The organism is Sphaerisporangium rufum (assembly GCF_016863395.1).
Taxonomy (GTDB): Bacteria; Actinomycetota; Actinomycetes; order Streptosporangiales; family Streptosporangiaceae; genus Sphaerisporangium; species Sphaerisporangium rufum.
In genome coordinates, this window is sequence record NZ_BOOU01000110.1 from 1 (window position 1) to 15,628 (window position 15,628).

17 protein-coding genes are annotated in these 15,628 nt (G+C 71.5%); 10 read left to right on the top strand and 7 right to left on the bottom strand.

Features of this window, described 5'->3' with window-relative positions; genetic code table 11:
- Both Sru01_RS33570 and Sru01_RS33575 read left to right on the top strand, forming a co-directional pair.
- A partial coding sequence (locus Sru01_RS33570; RefSeq protein WP_203994435.1) for a hypothetical protein occupies positions 1 to 452 on the top strand: 452 nt, incomplete at its 5' end.
- Positions 453 to 696: 244 nt separating this feature from the next.
- Entirely contained in the window at positions 697 to 1,335 is a 639-nt protein-coding gene (locus tag Sru01_RS33575) for a class I SAM-dependent DNA methyltransferase (protein WP_239138015.1), read from the top strand.
- A 26-nt stretch (positions 1,336 to 1,361) separates the two neighbouring features.
- Here the strand turns inward: Sru01_RS33575 and Sru01_RS33580 are convergent, their stop codons facing one another.
- Together Sru01_RS33580 and Sru01_RS33585 are read right to left on the bottom strand one after the other, a co-directional pair.
- Positions 1,362 to 1,709: an SCO4225 family membrane protein gene (locus tag Sru01_RS33580; protein ID WP_203994437.1), complete on the bottom strand. Its 348-nt coding sequence runs from the start codon at positions 1,707 to 1,709 to the stop codon at positions 1,362 to 1,364.
- Positions 1,710 to 1,834: 125 nt separating this feature from the next.
- Complete coding sequence (locus tag Sru01_RS33585; RefSeq protein WP_203994439.1) at positions 1,835 to 3,064, bottom strand: cytochrome P450 family protein; 1,230 nt, start codon at positions 3,062 to 3,064, stop codon at positions 1,835 to 1,837.
- A 197-nt stretch (positions 3,065 to 3,261) separates the two neighbouring features.
- Here Sru01_RS33585 and Sru01_RS33590 point away from each other — a divergent pair, with 197 nt between their 5' ends.
- The 3 genes from Sru01_RS33590 (at position 3,262) to Sru01_RS33600 (ending at position 4,979) form a co-directional block, all read left to right on the top strand.
- On the top strand, positions 3,262 to 3,873 hold the full coding sequence (locus tag Sru01_RS33590) for a maltokinase N-terminal cap-like domain-containing protein (protein WP_203994442.1): 612 nt from the start codon (positions 3,262 to 3,264) through the stop codon (positions 3,871 to 3,873).
- 112 nt (positions 3,874 to 3,985) lie between these two features.
- A complete protein-coding gene (locus Sru01_RS33595) occupies positions 3,986 to 4,399 on the top strand; it encodes a cupin domain-containing protein (RefSeq protein WP_239138017.1) in 414 nt (137 codons plus the stop codon).
- Between the two features lie 190 nt (positions 4,400 to 4,589).
- Positions 4,590 to 4,979: a PPOX class F420-dependent oxidoreductase gene (locus Sru01_RS33600; RefSeq protein WP_203994448.1), complete on the top strand. Its 390-nt coding sequence runs from the start codon at positions 4,590 to 4,592 to the stop codon at positions 4,977 to 4,979.
- A 230-nt stretch (positions 4,980 to 5,209) separates the two neighbouring features.
- Here Sru01_RS33600 and Sru01_RS33605 read toward each other — a convergent pair whose 3' ends face one another.
- From Sru01_RS33605 to Sru01_RS33615, 3 genes are all read right to left on the bottom strand, one after another.
- Positions 5,210 to 6,442, bottom strand: coding sequence for a cellulose binding domain-containing protein (locus Sru01_RS33605; protein ID WP_203994451.1), 1,233 nt, complete (start codon positions 6,440 to 6,442; stop codon positions 5,210 to 5,212).
- A gap of 514 nt (positions 6,443 to 6,956) precedes the next feature.
- Positions 6,957 to 7,904, bottom strand: coding sequence for a PaaX family transcriptional regulator (locus Sru01_RS33610; protein ID WP_203994459.1), 948 nt, complete (start codon positions 7,902 to 7,904; stop codon positions 6,957 to 6,959).
- A 97-nt stretch (positions 7,905 to 8,001) separates the two neighbouring features.
- Positions 8,002 to 8,874, bottom strand: coding sequence for a CPBP family intramembrane glutamic endopeptidase (locus Sru01_RS33615; protein ID WP_203994461.1), 873 nt, complete (start codon positions 8,872 to 8,874; stop codon positions 8,002 to 8,004).
- 133 nt (positions 8,875 to 9,007) lie between these two features.
- Here Sru01_RS33615 and Sru01_RS33620 point away from each other — a divergent pair, with 133 nt between their 5' ends.
- Positions 9,008 to 10,303 carry a sensor histidine kinase gene (locus tag Sru01_RS33620; protein ID WP_239138019.1) on the top strand — a complete coding sequence of 432 codons (1,296 nt, stop codon included), beginning with the start codon at positions 9,008 to 9,010 and terminating at the stop codon, positions 10,301 to 10,303.
- Positions 10,294 to 10,953 (top strand): response regulator transcription factor, encoded by a 660-nt coding sequence (locus Sru01_RS33625; RefSeq protein WP_203994465.1) that lies wholly within the window; start codon positions 10,294 to 10,296, stop codon positions 10,951 to 10,953. The genes Sru01_RS33620 and Sru01_RS33625 overlap by 10 nt, the downstream gene beginning before the upstream one ends.
- A 235-nt stretch (positions 10,954 to 11,188) precedes the next feature.
- On the opposite strand, the gene Sru01_RS33630 is transcribed toward Sru01_RS33625, so the two are convergent.
- Positions 11,189 to 11,782, bottom strand: coding sequence for a TetR/AcrR family transcriptional regulator (locus Sru01_RS33630; protein WP_203994467.1), 594 nt, complete (start codon positions 11,780 to 11,782; stop codon positions 11,189 to 11,191).
- A 116-nt stretch (positions 11,783 to 11,898) separates the two neighbouring features.
- Between Sru01_RS33630 and Sru01_RS33635 the strand changes: the two genes are divergently transcribed.
- Positions 11,899 to 12,720, top strand: coding sequence for an SDR family NAD(P)-dependent oxidoreductase (locus tag Sru01_RS33635; protein WP_203994474.1), 822 nt, complete (start codon positions 11,899 to 11,901; stop codon positions 12,718 to 12,720).
- A 256-nt stretch (positions 12,721 to 12,976) separates the two neighbouring features.
- On the opposite strand, the gene Sru01_RS33640 is transcribed toward Sru01_RS33635, so the two are convergent.
- The gene (locus Sru01_RS33640) at positions 12,977 to 13,555 is read right to left on the bottom strand and encodes a hypothetical protein (protein WP_203994477.1); all 579 of its coding nucleotides are present in this window, start codon (positions 13,553 to 13,555) and stop codon (positions 12,977 to 12,979) included.
- A gap of 186 nt (positions 13,556 to 13,741) precedes the next feature.
- Between Sru01_RS33640 and Sru01_RS33645 the strand changes: the two genes are divergently transcribed.
- Positions 13,742 to 14,995, top strand: coding sequence for a sensor histidine kinase (locus Sru01_RS33645; protein ID WP_203994480.1), 1,254 nt, complete (start codon positions 13,742 to 13,744; stop codon positions 14,993 to 14,995).
- Complete coding sequence (locus Sru01_RS33650) at positions 14,992 to 15,594, top strand: response regulator transcription factor (protein WP_203994484.1); 603 nt, start codon at positions 14,992 to 14,994, stop codon at positions 15,592 to 15,594. Before Sru01_RS33645 ends, Sru01_RS33650 begins: the two co-directional genes overlap by 4 nt.
- Positions 15,595 to 15,628: the final 34 nt, after the last annotated feature.

The following is a 15,628-nucleotide window of genomic DNA, read 5'->3' on the forward strand; positions in this document are numbered from 1 at the left end:
CCTCGACCTACTGCGGAAACGGTTGCTCACTCACCCCCGCCACCCTCCCCGTCGACGGCGTCTACACCGTCCTACTGCTGCCCTATTCCGACTACACCGGCTCCCTCACCGCGAATTTCGCCACCGGTTACGTCACCGGCGACGTCACCATCGGCGGCCCGCCGGTCACCCTCACCATTAACTCGCCCGGCCAGTACGGCACCTGGAGGTTCACCGGCCGGCAGGGCCAGAGCGTCTCCTACGCCTTCACCAACGGCACCTTCGACTACTCCGTCAACGCCAGTGTCGGCGTCCGTAAACCCGACGGCACCACGCTCATCACCTCGACCTACTGCGGCAGCGGTTGCTCACTCCGCTCCACCGCCCTGCCTGTGGACGGGGTGTACACCATCGTCCTCTTCAACAATTACGCCGACACCGGCTCTCTCACCGCCAAACTCACCACTCCCTGAGGAGGCGACGTTCCACCGCGACCCGGTGGTGATGGACACCATTCGCGGCAGCGCCACCGGATGAACGCGGCCTGACGCGACACAACAATGATGTGACCGGCCGGTGGGTTCTACGGGAACCCACCGGCCGGTGGCATGAGTCCGGAAAGACGGGCACCGCCTCGGGGTCCCAGGCCAGGTGCGGCGATCGACCGGCCGTGGAGCCGGGGCGAACGGCCCGGCGGCTGGGCTACAGTCGTGCGCCGTGGCCGAATCCTCCGAATATCTCACCGCGACGGCACAGGCATACGACGCGATGGCCGTCCGATACGCCGAGCACGTCAACGCCCTGGCCGGCCGGATGCCTCTTGACCAGGCGATGCTGACGGCGTTCGCGCAGTTCGTGCGGACCGCCGGTGCCGGGCCGGTCGCCGACCTCGGCTGCGGCCCCGGGCATCTGACGGCCGGCCTGCGCGACCTCGGGGTGGACGCCTTCGGCATGGACCTGTCGGCCGAAATGATCCGGCTCGCCACCGCGGCGTACCCGGATCTGCGGTTCGAGGTCGGCTCGATGCGCGACCTGGACCTGCCCGACGGCGGGCTGGGCGGCGTGCTGTCTTCGTACTCTCTCATTCACGTGCCGCCGGTGGAGCTGCCGCCGTACTTCACCGAGTTCCACCGGGTACTGGCTCCGGGCGGCCACCTGCTGCTCGGCTTCTTCGAATCCGAGGGCGAGCCGGTGACCGTCTTCGACCACCGGGTCACCCCGGCCTACCGGTGGCCCGTCGACCGGCTCGCCGGCCTGGCGCGGGACGCGGGTTTCGAGGAGGTCGCGCGGCTGCTGCGCCGGCCGCAGGAGGGCGAGCGGTTCGGCCAGGGCTACCTGCTGATGCGCCGACCGTGAACCGGGGCCCGGGCCGCGGGCGAGGATCATTCCGGTGACCGGGCTTCCGGCGGCGGAGCGGCGCTCTTCCTACGGCCACGTGCGATCAGCCAGAGCAGCCACGCCTGGACCAGTCCCGCCGCCGGCCACAGCAGCACCTGGACCGTGACGTTCAGCGACCCCATCGGCAGGAAGATCAGGAGCTGCGACAGCGGCGAGGTCACCGCCAGCAGTACCAGCGCTTCCAGCCCCTGGCTGCCGGGCAGACAGGTGCTTATCACGACATAGACCGTCGCCGCGCTGACGATCAGTACGTAGACCCCGGCCAGCCGCGCGGCGAGGACCCCTCGTTCGTACCGGGAGACATGGCGGCCGATCCACTGAAGTGATCTCATGATCTCAAGGTCTGGCGCCGCGGCCGCCGTGTCCTGAGTACGCGTACCCGGTCGGTCCGGGCGGGGTACCGAGCAGCCCGTCGCATCGAGAAGTCCTCGCCCGGCGTGCTTCGGCGGTCCCCGAGCTAGTGGGCGGCGCGCAGGCGGACCGGGAGTTCCCGGTGGCCGTTGCTGATGAGGGTGGGGACCGGCCGCAGAGCGTCGGGGGGCACCGCGAGCGAGATGTCGGGGAACCGCTGGAACAGCCGGCGCAGGGCCTCGGCGACCTCGAGGCGGGCCAGCGGGGCACCGAGACAGAAGTGCACGCCGTAGCCGAACGCCAGATGGTCCTTCACCCGCCGGGTGACGTCGAAGACGTCGGCGTCCGGCCCGTGCCAGCCCGGGTGGCGGTTGGCCGCCCCGTACGCGGCGAGGATGGGTTCGCCCGCGGCGATGACCTGCCCGTCCGGCAGCTCGACGTCGGTGACCGCGAAACGCAGCGGCAGATACTTGACGGCGGACTCGTGACGAAGGGTCTCCTCCACCACATCGTCCCAGGTGGCCTGGCCGTTCCGGACCAGGTGGAGCTGGTCCGGTGACGTCAGCATCGCGAATACGGCCTGGTCGATGACGTTGACGGTCGTCTCGTAACCGGCATTGATCATCAGTACCAGGGTGTCACGCAGCTCCTGGTCGGTGAAGCCGGCGCCGCCGGACTCCTCGTCCCGGGCCGAGATGAGGAAGGACGTCAGGTCGTCGCCAGGGTCACCACGCTTGACGGCGATCAGCTCGTCGATGCGCGCGTAGAGACGCACGGCGTTGGCCTGGGCCTGTTCGGGGGTGAGCGTGCTGTCGAAGACCCGGTCGACGATCTCCCGGAACCCCTCCCGCTGGTCCTCCGGCACGCCCATCAGGTGGCCGATGACCGCGATGGGCAGCGGGAAGGCCAGCCGTTCCCGGAGGTCGACCACCTGACCCGCCGGAACCGTGGCGAGTTCGTCGATGAGCTCGGCGACCATGGACCGGACGATCGGCGCCAGCCCGGCGATCCGCCGGGCGCTGAAGCCGGGGGCGACCATCCGGCGTAACCTGCGGTGGTCGGCGCCATAGGCGGTGAACATGTTCTGCACAGTGATCCACAGGGCGAGCGGCCAGGTGCCGGCCGTCCGCTGGAAGGCCGGATAGTGCGCACGACCGTCCTTGGAGACATCGGGGCTGGTGAGCAGGGCCTTCAGGACGGCGGGGTCGCTGACCGCCCAGGCACGCAGCCCCAGGATGTCCACTGGAGTGGCCGGGCCACGGGCCCGCAGCGCCCGGTATTCGGCGTGCCGGTCGGTCCCGGTGGGGTCGATGACGAACGGGACGGGCTGGGACATGCGCCTTCTCCTTCAGGTCACGACGGCGAGGCCACGAGAGGCCGGGTCTTCCGACGTCGTTCCCCGCTCGGACGCCGGCGAAGACGCCCTCCGCGCCGGCGGGACCCGGCAGGCGCAGGCGAGGGACGCCAGTGCCCTCACGCGGCGCGGTTTCCGCTAGGTTCGATGCGCCCGATCCGCCCGTCCGGAGGCTTCGCATGGCCTACATCCACCACACCACCATGACGCCGACCAAGCTGGAGTTGCTCACCGGCTGGCTGCCGGCACAGGGCTGGTACGCGGGCGACGGCACGCCGGAGCCGGTCAAGGCCGGCGGGTTCCGGCTGGACGACCCGGCCGGCGAGGTCGGCATCGAGTTCATGGTCGTGGTGGACACCGCCGGACCGGAGCCGGTGGCGTACCTGGTGTCGATGAGCTATCGCGGTGCCCCGCTGGACGGCGCCCCCGGCGACGCGCTGATCGGCACCAGCGAACACGGGGTGCTCGGCACCCGGTGGATCTACGACGGTGCGCAGGACCCGGTGGTGACGGCGCAGGTCCGCGCGCTACTGCGCGGCGAGGCGGCGCCGCAGCACCAGAGCCGCAGCGACACCCCCGACCCGACCGTCACCGTCCACCGGGCCGGCCCGGGTGACGGGCCCGGAGGTGGTCTCGGCGATGCGCCTGATGATGGGCTCGACGTGCGCTTCACCCGGGTGCTGCGGCCGGCCGAGGCCGGTGAGCCGCCGGCCGGATCGGTCATCGCCGGCTGGACCTGGCCGGACGGCACCACCGCCCGAGGCGTGTTCCTGACCGTCACCCGGCGCTGATCCGCCGGCAGCCACTCCTCGATCGTCCTCGGGTCCGCCGGCCCGGCGGGGGCGTATTCTCCGGACGGCGGCCGCCACCTGCCGGAATGACGTGATGCTAGCGTCCGGGGCTGTGGCAGAGAACGTCTACGTGGGGAACGCGAACGTCGATTCGGTCACCGACCGGGGCTGGCTGCTCGGGTACTTCAAGCCCGCGGGCGAGGTGCGGCACAGCGAGGACGTCGAGATCAAGTGGTACGTGCACCCGCGGGGCGATCGGCGGGTGCGCTGGGTCACCGGAGAGAAGCGCACGGCGCTCCTCATATTGATCAGCGGCCGGTTCCGGGTCGAGCTGCCGGACCGGAGCGTGCTGCTGGCCAGGCAGGGTGATTACGTGGTGTGGGGGCATGGCGTCGATCACTCCTGGTTCGCCGAGGAGGAGTCGATCGTGCTGACCGTCCGGTGGCCGTCGATCGCCGGGTACGCGGTCCCCCACGCCGACATCCGCCCCGATGAAGGCGCCCGGCCGCCGGCACCGGACCGGTGAGCCGGCGGGGAGCCACGCTCCCCGTGCGTCATGGGCCTGCGCTGGTTGAACCCGGTGGGAGCCTGCCTGCCACTATGGTCATATAGTTCCGTTGTAGATATTCTATGACGGAGCAAATGGCAGAGGTCCCTGGACGCCGCGACGCACAGGGGATCTGTGTAGATATCGGCTGAAGGGTGACTCCGTGTCCATGGAGTTCGATGACAGGACGAGCAGGCTGCTCGACGGGCGGAACTTCGCCACCGTCGCGACGCTCGACCCGGACGGCGGGCCGCAGACGTCGGTCGTCTGGTTCGCGCGGGACGGGAACACGGTGGTGTTCTCCGCCCTGGCCGGGCGGCGGAAGGTGAAGAACCTCGCGCGTGACCCGCGGGTCAGCCTCACGGTGTACGACCGGGAGAACCCGTATCACTCGGTGGACATCCGCGGCACCGCTCAGATCGTCGAGGACAGGGAGAAGTCCCTCCCGCGCCGGCTCTCCCAGAAGTACCTCGGCGAGGACCCGCCCGCCGAGCGGGAGGAGATGCTCCGAGTGATCGTCCGGGTGACGCCACACAAGATCACCGGCTTCTCCCTTTAGAGAACGCGGATCACCTGGCGGTCCGGGCCGCCGCCGTCCGAACCGGCCCGCACTTGGCCGCCGTCCGAACCGCGGCGCGCGGCACGCGTACGCACGATGCCGTGGCCGGCGGCAAGCCCGCACCCGGGCGGACGCCTTCGACATGACCCCGGCCCCGGCGATGGTGATCGCCGGGGCCGGGTCATCGCTTCCCGCAGTGCGGGGTCGGCGTTGCCGCGGGCGGGCCGAGATCAGCCGGCGGCGCAGGTGACGGTGGTGCCGGCACCGGTCCCGTTGCCCTGGAAGCCGAAATTGGTGCTCTGCCCGGCCGACAGCCGCCCGTTGTAGGTCTGGTTGGAGACGGTCACGGTGCCGCTGGTGCCGGAGTTCACGCCGTTCCAGAGGGAGGTGATCGCGGCGCCGGTGGGCAGGGTCAGCGTGACCCGCCAGCCGTTGATCGCGGCACCGCCCGCGGTGACGTTGACGGATGCGACGAACCCGCCGGGCCACTGGTCCTGCACCGAGTAGGCCGCCGAGCATCCCTGGGGCCCACCGCCGCTGGGCGAAGGAGAGGGCGACGGTGAGGGAGAGGGCGAGGGTGAGGTGCCCCCGCTGGGTGACGGAGAAGGGGACGGGCCGCCGCCGAGGGTGAGGTTCTTCTGCTGGACCTGCCACTGGGTGTTGCACAGGCCGCAGTTGGACCCGACGAAGTTGGTGCCCGCCGTGGTGTCGCCCTTCAGCCGCCACTTGAGGTACAGCACCGCCACCCGGCCGAACTCGCCGCCGTTGGTCTGGCCGTAGGTGCCGCCGTGCCCTACGTTCAGGTTGCCCATGAACGCGGGCAGTCCGGCCGGCAACTTGCCCCAGTCGTCGATGGCGTTCGGGTAGGCGATGTCACTCGGCCCGCCGATGAAGTAGGCGATCGGCTTCGTCAGCCGGCGGAGCTGGTAGTCGTCGGAGTCGTTGAGCAGTCCGCTACTGAAGATTGTGGTCGTGGTGATGCGCGGGTCGTTGGAGACCGCGTAGGCCTCCAGCCCGCCGCAGGAGAAGCCCCCCACCGCGATCTTGCCGGTGTCCAGCCGGTCGTAATACTTGCTCCCCTGGCGGCCGTTCTCCGCGACCGCCCAGTCGATGGACTGGGTGAGCATCTGGGACGTCGTCGAGCCCGAGCCGTTCGGGCTGCCGCTGGCGATGACCAGGAACCCGTGCGAGGCGATCTCGCGGAGGAAGTTCAGCTGTGACGTCCCGTTGGCCGAGCAGCCCCCGTTACCCCACACGTAGATGGGCATCTTCTCGGCCGGGAGGGTTCCCGGCCGGTAGATGGTGTGGTTGGACAGACTGGCGGCGGTCTCGTAATCGGCCGGGTAAGGGCCGGAGCCGCCGACCGCCGCATCCGTCGGCGTCATGGTGAGCGCCACTAGTCCGGCGCAGAACGGGACGGCCGCGGCCACCAGCACCGCTCTGATGATCGAGCGTCTTCTCATCTCGCCCTCCGAAAGGTGTCACGTCGGCGCGCCGTGCCGGACGCGACATGCGCGGCGCACGCCGGCGAAGCCCGGCAACGGCACGGCCCCCCTCCCGCGGCCAGGCCGGCGCCGACCGGATCTGGGGCGAGGTGGCGGACCATCGTCTGCGGGTTGCGCCCGGGTCAGGCGGAACGAGCCCAGGAGAGCAACGTGCAGTTACTATCACTGCGGTCACATAAAGTGTCAAGACTTGGCATTCGGTCCGCCCGATGGCGCTCCATGGTCGGAAACGCCTTCATCGCCCGGTGATCAGGATCAGACGCGGCCCGATCGTCCGGACCGGCGTGGCGACGCCACCCGATGCGGGGAGGACGCACCGGCGCGGGTGGCTTCGCCGCAGGTCGGCGCGGATGGCCGGTCGGCCGCACCGGAGAGGCCGGCGGGTGGCGGCCGGTCGGCCGGCCACGCGCCGCGGCGGTCACGGATCGCGCCCGGCCGGCGGGGCGGCCGGGCAGGCGAATGAAAGTTTCGCTCATCGGTCCCGGTCGGCCGGGACCGAAACGGAGTCCTCCGATGCCCGGAAGTGGGTGATCCAGCGCGCGGCGTCCGGCCAGTACGGTGCCGCGACCTCGATGAGCCGCGCCTCGGCGAGCGCGCCGAGCGCGGAATGGATCTCCAGCATCAGATCCCGGGCCGCCTGGCGGGGCCAGCGGGCCGGGAGGAGGTGCTCGGGCAGGTCCGGGTCGACGTCCGGGAACTTCCGCCAGGAGTCCATGACGGAGGTGCGGGCCACCAGCGCCCGGGTCGCGTCGATCTCCCCGTTGCGGACGGCCACCCGCAGGCCGGAGTACCGCGCGATGAACTCCTCGTAGGCCGCGGCGAGGCCGGCCAGATCGTAGGCGGCGGCCGGACCGCGCGGGCCGGCCTCCTCGGCGAACCGGGTGTGCATCACCGACCATCGGCCACCCTCGACACCGTCCAGGATGTCGCGCAGCTCCCGGGACACCGGTCCGGCGTCGGTTCCGGGCCGGATCCACACGCTGTCGTACAGCCGGGCGAACCCCAGCGACCCCAGAGCCTTGCGGACCGCGTGCCGCGGCGCCTGGCCGGACTGGGGGAGCGAGAAGCAGACGGCCACCCAGTCGCCGGTCCACCGCGGCGGGCGGGCGCCGAAGCTCAGGAACTGATCCATCCGGGACCGGTGCCGGGCGATCGCCTGCGCGGTGAGGTGGTAGACGGGCGGGCGGCCGGCCCCCCGCACGGCGATCAGGCCACGTTTGGTCAGCCGGGACAGCGCGGCCCGCGCGCTGGACTCGCTGATGCCGAACTCCCCGAGCATCGCGACCACCGCCGCCGACGGAAGATCGGCATCGGCGGAGTCGAGGTACTCGCCGAGCAGGGTGGTCAGCAGGTGCTGCGGGTTCGGCCCGGCCTGCACCCGCGGGGCTCCGGCATCGTCCGCCGCCACATGGACACTCACCGCCCCAGCTTGCCCCACGACGCCGCTCCCGCCGACCGGCGCCGGCCCACGCCTTGGGCGCCGGATCCGCCTCACCCGCCCGCCGCCGCCCTGACGGCTACCTGGTGCCGGCGCCCGCCGGCTCCCTGGCGGCGAGCGGTTCGTAGCCGAGCCGGCCCCTGGTGGCGATGAGCAGCACGACCGCCGCCACCCCTGATCCGATCGCCAGCGAGTGCAGGCTGTCGCCGAACTCGTCCAAGGACGGGAAGAGCTCCGCCCAGGCCAGGGAGTACACGGTGTTGACGCCGGCGTGGAACAGCATGACGACCGGCAGGCTCTCGTTCGTCCGGTTGAACACCCACGCCATCACGATGCTCAGCGGGATCGCCGAGCCGATGAACTCCACCATCATCGTCCAGTCCGCACCGGACCGGCCGGCCCACTCGCTGAAGAACAGCGGCAGGTGCCACGCCCCCCACAGCGGGCCGAGGATCAGCGAACCGGCGAGCGGGCCGTAGCGGGCCTGCAGCCGGGGCTGGGCGAAGTCCCGCCAGCCCGGCTCCTCCGCCAGCCCGGTCGTCACGCACTGCAGCGCCAGCATCGGGACGTACATCAGCAGGACGGATATATCGGGGGTGCGGAGATCCGCCAAGGCCCCGGGGATGGGGAACGTCGCGGCGACCGCCACCACCGGGACCGCCAGGATCACCCCGAGGTACCAGCGCGGGGCCACCCGCCAGCGGACCAGCCGCGCCGCCCAGCGCCGCAGGCCGGGCCGGCCGTCCGCCACGGCGGTGACGACGAACGCGGCCATGACCGGGCCGAGGTAGGCACCGGGCAGGATCCCCAGGGTCTGTGAACTGCCCAGAACCTCGGGAAAGCGGATGGGCAGCACCCCGACCCCGGTCTCGGAAAGGATGTAGGGCAGCCAGCACAGCCAGGTGACGCCGTACGACAGCGCGAAATAGGTCAGCAGCGGACGTTTTCTCATGGCCGGCAAGCACACCAGCGAACCGGCCGCCCGGCACTACCCCTGGTCCCCGGTTTCCGGTAGGGATAGCCATACCTCGGATGTAGTCCCGGACCGATGGGAACCGCCGCCCGCGCTGGCTAGCGTGATCCCTGTGTCCGCCGATCCGCCCCGCACCACGCTCGCCGCGCTCGTCACCCCGCGTCTCCTCACGTCCGACCGGCCGGTCAAGGCCGCCGCGTATCTGTTGTCCACGGTCCTGATCGCGGTGCTCGTCGCGGTACCGCTCGGCCTGCTCGCCTTCCCGTGGGCGCTGCTCGCGCGGCAGGTCGCCACCGGTACCGCGCGGACCGGGTCCGGCCTGGTGCTGCTCGCCCTCGGCGCCGTCCTGGTGGCCGGGCTCGGGCCGCTGGTGGCCTGGCCGCTGGCCGCCGCCGAGCGGGTCCGGCTGCGCCTGGTCGACGCGCGGCCGGTTCCGCCGGTACGCCGCGCGCCGTTCGGCCTCTCCTGGTACCGCCATCCGCTGACCTGGCGGGAGCTGGCGTACGCCGTCCTGCTGGTGACCGTGGTCCCGGCGCTCTACAGCGTGGCCGCGCTCGTCCTGGTGCTCATCGTGGTGTGCGCGCTGAGCCCCTGGCTGGTGCCGGGCGGTGAGATCGATCTCGGCGTCACCGTCATCACCACGCCGCCGCAGACCGTGCCCTACTCCGTCATCGGCTTCGCAGCCCTGGTGACCGTGCCCTACCTGCTCACCGCGGTCGCCGGCGTGCACGGCGCGGCGGCCCGGGCGCTGCTCCACCCCCGCGCCACCGAAGAACTGCACGCCGAGCTGGTCGAGGTCTCGCGGTCGCGAGCCCGCCTGGTCAGCGCGTTCGAGGCCGAACGCCACCGGATCGAACGCGACCTGCACGACGGCGCGCAGCAGAAGCTCGTCGGCCTGACCCTGCAGCTCGGCCTGGCCAGGCTCGACCTGCCGGCCGCCTCACCCGCCGCCTCCGCCGTCGAGACGGCCCACCAGCAGGCCAAGCAGCTGATGACCGAGCTGCGCGAGCTGATCCACGGCATCCGGCCGAACGTGCTGGCCGACCTCGGCCTGCCCGCCGCGCTGCGCGAGCTCGCCGACCAGTCCGTCGTCCCCGTCGCCGTCGAGACCGACCTGCCGCGGCGCCTGCCGGAACAGGTCGAGGCGACCGCCTACTTCGTCGTCGCCGAAGCCCTCACGAACGTCGCCAAGCACAGTGGAGCCACCGCCGTCCGGGTCACCGCCCGCGAGACCGCCGGCCTGCTCACCGTCGAGGTCCGCGACGACGGGCGAGGGGGCGCCGACCCGGCGCACGGCACCGGTCTCACCGGCCTGGCCGACCGGGTCGCCGCCGCCGACGGGCGGATGCTGCTGTCCAGCCCGCCCGGCGGTCCCACCCTGATCCGGACGGAGCTGCCATGCGCGTAGTCCTGGCCGAAGACGGCGTGCTGCTGCGCGAAGGGCTGGCCGGCCTGCTGGACCGCTTCGGCTTCACCGTGGTCGCGAGCGTCGGCGACGCCCCGCAGCTCCTGCGGGCCGCGGCGGAACACTCCCCTGACCTGGTGGTGACCGACATCCGCATGCCACCGACGTTCACCGACGACGGTCTGCGCGCGGCCGTGCGGCTACGCCGGGACGACCCCGGCCTGGCCGTGGTCGCGCTGAGCCAGTACGTCCAGCACGGCTACGCCGCCGAGCTCCTCGACTCCGGCGGCGGGGTCGGCGTCGGGTACCTGCTCAAGGACCGCGTCGTCGATGTGGAGGACTTCGTCGCCGCGCTGCGCCGGGTCGTCGCCGGCGGCACGGTGATCGACCCGCAGGTCGTCCGCCGGCTGCTCAACCGGCAGAGCAGCCCGATCGCGCGCCTGTCCCAACGCGAGCGGGAGGTGCTGGCCCTGGTCGCCGAGGGGCACTCCAACGCGGCCATCGCCAGAACTCTGGTGCTGTCGGAGGCGTCGATCGGCAAGCACATCGGCAACATCCTGGCGAAACTCGACCTCACCCCCACCGACGACACCAACCGCCGCGTCCTGGCGGTCCTCACCTACCTGCGCGAACGCTTCCCCGAACTCTCGTGAAGCGCGCCGCCGCCCGGCCCGACCGTGCGAACCGGTCGCGTGATCGAGCGCGAATCGGGAGACCGTCGTGGTGTTCGCCCCTGGTCCGGCCTGGACCATCTGCTCACCGTGGTCCCGGTCAGCCGGCCACGCTGAGCGACGCGGCGCCGGCCAGGGTCGACCGTTGATCGAGTCGGACCACAACGACAGGCGCCGCCTGCCGGAACACGCTCGGTTGAACCGCATGCGGCGACGGTCAAGGGCCGAACGCACGAAGGGTGATCTCCACGAGCGCGTCGGCGTACTCCTGGGTGAGCGGCCCCGAGCGGTGCAGCCAGCGCTGGTACAGCGGCGCGTACAGCACATCGAGCACCAGATCGAGGTCGGCGTCCGCCGACAGCTGGCCCGCGCGCTGGGCGCTGCGCAGCCGTTCCTTCTTGGCGACGTCGACGGGCCCGGCCAGCTTCTCGCGGTACAGGTCGGCCAGGGCGGGGTCACCGATGATCTCCATGTTCAACGCCCTGATGGGCGCCTCGAACGCCGGGTCGGCGAACTCTACGACGGTCGCACGCATGACGGTCTTGAGGTCGGCCTCGATGTCCCCCGTGTCGGGTAGCCGGACACCGTCCCCATCCTCGCTGAGCACCAGGAACGAGTCGAAGATCACCGCCCCTTTGGACGGCCACCAGCGGTAGATGGTCTGCTTCCCGACGCCGGCTCGCGCGGCGATGGCCTCGATGGACACCTTGGCATATCCGAGTTCGGAGACCAGTTCGCGTGCGGCGTCCAAGATTGCCCGGCGGGAGCGCTCGCTGCGCCGGGCGGGGTTCGGCTTTCCGGGGTCGGGCACGCCGGTGACTCTACCAGCAAACGAGACGAGACGGACCGTCTTGACAGGTTGCACAGAGGCCTGCACACTCAATCCGAACAAGACGCAACGTATCGTCTCGATGGCAGGGAGACCGCATGACCACCTCTCGAGTTTGGTTCATCACCGGCGCTTCCAGAGGCCTGGGCCGGGCCTTCACCGCTGAAGCGCTCGCCGGTGGAGATCGCGTCGTGGCCGCCGCGCGCGACCTCCGCCCGCTCGACGACCTCGCCGCCGCCCACCCGGGCCGTCTCGTCCGGCTGCCGCTGGACGTCACCGACCGCGCCATCGTCCGGGCGGTGGTCGACCAGGCGGCGGCGGCGTTCGGGCGCCTGGACATCGTGGTCAACAACGCCGGTTCGATGCTGCTCGGCATGGTGGAGGAGGCCACCGAAGAGCAGATCCGCACCCAGTTCGACGTCAACTTCTTCGGCGCGGTCTGGGTCACCCAGGCCGTCGTGCCACATCTGCGGGCACAGGGATCCGGCCACATCCTGCAGGTCACCACGATGGGAACCGGCGGCGGAGTCGCGTCGGCCGGGTTCTACTCGGCGAGCAAGAGCGCACTCGACTCGATGAGCCAGGCGCTGGCGATGGAGGTGGCGCCGTTCGGGATCAAGGTGACGATCGTGCAGCCGGGTGGCTATGACACGGATCTTTTCACCCGGGGTACCACCACGACCCGGCCACGCCCGGAGTACGAGCCGCTGCGTGCCCGGCTGGCCGAGATGTGGGGTGAGGACGCCGGGCCCGACCCGAGCACCGCGGCCCCCGTGCTCACCGAACTGGTCGGCCTGGCGGAACCACCGCTCCGGCTGATCGTCGGCGCCGCCTCCTACGACATGGTCCAGCAGATGGACCAAGCCCGACGGGAGGAGTACCTGGCCTGGGAGCGCCTCAGTCGCAAGGCGCCGGGCTGATCGCCGGCCCGCCGTGCCGGTACAGCGCCAACCTGGCTCCTGGACGCCGCTCAGGTGACGGACGGCGCCACCAGGCTCATGCCCGTCGCATGGCATCACCCGCCGGGCCGGCGACAGAACCGGCGGTGGACGATCCTGTTCGGCAAGCCGGCCCGTGCCCTCTCCGGCTCGCTGGGCGTCACCGGACACGGCCGCCTCCAGGAGATGATGTGCTCGACCGGTCCGCCGCCGGCTGAACCTGACGTGGTGGCCGGTGTCATACCAGGAAGACCAGCTCGAAGGCGATCAGCACGTCGAGCACGCCGCACCACTCGGCGTAGGAGCGCGCGACGACCTTGCGGCGCCACAGGTGCACGAAGTCCCAGATGCCGTGCAGCAGCCACCCGGCCGCGACCACGTACCGGCCGACCTCAGGATCGAGGGCGAGTCCGGCCAGTGCCAGCCCGCCGAAGCCGAGAACGCCGATCGCCTGGAGCCTGAACTCGGCGGACCCACGGAGGTGTCCATCGAACGCCCCCCAGACCAGCACGACCAGCGCCAGCGCGAGCAGGACGGTGGACGGCGCGACCACATCCAGCAGTCGCGCGGCGAAGATGATCACCATTCCGACGCCGAGCAGCGGCCACGACAGCGCGGGCCGGCGCAGCCTGGCGACGACGAGATACAGCAGCGGCAGGGCCGGCAGGACCTCCGCGACGCTTCGCACCTCGCTCCCCAGATCGCCGCCGCCGCTCAGCGTGAGGAAGGTCAGCCCGATGGCGCCGGCGGTCGGCCAGCGGCCCTTGAGCACGTGAACCCAGCGATTGGGGGCGGACGCAGTGGTCGAGACTTGCACCGGAGGTCTCCTTGATACGGGGGCCGTTGTGGACGATCTCCAGGCTCGTCGATCCGGTGACCGCTCGGTAGCGTCGAAACCGCACGTCAGTCCCTGGACATGTCATGTGATCGCATGACATCTGTCATCAGGAGACGGCGGTGGGACCCGACGTCCGACCCGGCGCATTGCTGCGACAATGGCGGCGTGCCTGAAGCGCCGGTCGCCCCCGGGACGAGGCTGACGCATTTCCGCCGCTACACCTGGTGGAGTCTGTTCGGCGTCACCGCCTTCTTCCTGGCCTTCAGCGTCCAGAACCGGATCATGGACACGGCGGTGCCGGTCCCGGTCCGCCTCGCCGCCGTGGCCGCCCTAGGGCTGACGGTGACGGCCGTCGCGATGTCCATCAGCCGCCGGCTCGGCCGCGTTCCCCTCGACTCGCCGGACGGACCACCGCCCAGAAGATGGCTGGTGGCCGGCGGCGCGGGCGGAACGGCACTGGGCGTGATCCTGCTCGCCCTGCGGGACTACGAGCTGTGGTCGTTCGGCCCGGCCATGACGGTCTCGATCATCGCGACCTTCCTGCCGCCGCGGCGCCGGTGGCTGCTGATCACTGGCACGGCGGTGGGCGCGGCGGTCATCGGCGGGGTCGCGGCGTGGGCGTCGGGGCAGGGATCGGTGTTCGCGACGGCGTTCCCGGCCGGTCTGGTGCTCGTCACCGGCTGGGGCACGCTCGGGATGTTGTGGGGATGGGAGGTCGCCGAGCAGTCGAACGCGGCCCGCCGGCTGTCGGCGGAGCTGGCGGTGAAGGACGAGCGGCTGCGGTTCGCCGCCGACCTGCACGACATCCAGGGCCACCACCTGCAGGTGATCGCACTCAAGAGCGAACTGGCGGCACGGCTGGTGGACACCGACCCCGCGCGGGCGGTCGCGGAGATGACCGAGGTGCGGCGGCTGGCCGCGGACGCGTTGCGGGACACCCGCGCCGTCGTCCAGGGCTATCGCCGCGTCACGCTGGAGGAGGAGATCGCGAACGCGACCAGGGTGCTCGCCGCGGCCGGCATCGACGCCCGGATGGAACTCGACCGCGCCGCCGTCTCCGGCCGCCTTCCCGATCCGGGCCCGCACCTGCTGGGACTCGTGATGCGGGAGGCGACCACCAACGTGCTCCGGCACAGCCACGCCCGGCAGGCCCAGGTCGGCTACCTGATCACCGGCGGCCTGGCCCGCCTCACGGTGGCGAACGACGGCATCCCCGATCAGCCGGATACGGGACATGGGACCGGCCCGGGTACCGGCCTGCGGACGCTCGCGGAGCGGTTGCGGGCCGCCGGGGGCGAGCTGACCTGGCGGCGCGACGGCGACCGGTTCGTCGTGGCGGCCGCCCTGCCGGCGGATATGACCGGCCGGCGATCGGCGGACGGCCGGACCGCCGCGGCCACCGAACGGACCGCGCGATGATCCGGTTGCTGATCGCCGACGACGAGGACCTGATCAGGGGCGCCCTGACGGCACTGCTGGAGTTGGAGGAGGACCTGACCGTCGCCGCCGAGGCGGCCACCTCCACCGACGCCGTTCGCCTGGCCCGCGAGCATCGGCCCGACATCGCGGTACTCGACCTGGAGATGCCGCCGGCCGACGGCCTGCGCGCCGCCGAGGAGATCAGCGCGGAGTCCGCCATAAAGATCATCTTGGTGACGCGGCACGCCCGCCCGGCGGTGCTGCGCCGCGCGTTGGCGGCGGGCGTGCAAGGTTTCGTGCCCAAGACCACCCCCGCGACCAGGCTGGCGGAGATCATCCGGGACGTCGCCGCCGGGCGGCGCTACGTCGATCCTGACATCGCCGCCTCGGCGCTCACCGAGGACGACTGCCCGCTCAGCGACCGGGAGCTGGAGGTGCTGCGGGCGTCCCGGACCGGGGCGTCGATCAGGGAGATAGCCGCCCAGGTTCACCTGGCGCCGGGCACGGTGCGCAACTACCTGTCGGCGGCCATGGCCAAGCTCGGCGTCAACTCCCGCCACGCCGCCGCCCACCGCGCCTGGGAGCAAGGCTGGATCTAGGACCGTTCGCCCCCAGCCGATGGCCGCACTCGCC

Coding starts and splice junctions, on each gene's coding strand:
- Sru01_RS33580 (WP_203994437.1), bottom strand. CDS start 1,709: ATGAGATCACTTCAGTGGATCGGCCGCCATGTCTCCCGGTACGAACGA.
- Sru01_RS33585 (WP_203994439.1), bottom strand. CDS start 3,064: ATGTCCCAGCCCGTCCCGTTCGTCATCGACCCCACCGGGACCGACCGG.
- Sru01_RS33590 (WP_203994442.1), top strand. CDS start 3,262: ATGGCCTACATCCACCACACCACCATGACGCCGACCAAGCTGGAGTTG.
- Sru01_RS33600 (WP_203994448.1), top strand. CDS start 4,590: ATGGAGTTCGATGACAGGACGAGCAGGCTGCTCGACGGGCGGAACTTC.
- Sru01_RS33605 (WP_203994451.1), bottom strand. CDS start 6,442: ATGAGAAGACGCTCGATCATCAGAGCGGTGCTGGTGGCCGCGGCCGTC.
- Sru01_RS33615 (WP_203994461.1), bottom strand. CDS start 8,874: ATGAGAAAACGTCCGCTGCTGACCTATTTCGCGCTGTCGTACGGCGTC.
- Sru01_RS33625 (WP_203994465.1), top strand. CDS start 10,294: ATGCGCGTAGTCCTGGCCGAAGACGGCGTGCTGCTGCGCGAAGGGCTG.
- Sru01_RS33635 (WP_203994474.1), top strand. CDS start 11,899: ATGACCACCTCTCGAGTTTGGTTCATCACCGGCGCTTCCAGAGGCCTG.
- Sru01_RS33650 (WP_203994484.1), top strand. CDS start 14,992: ATGATCCGGTTGCTGATCGCCGACGACGAGGACCTGATCAGGGGCGCC.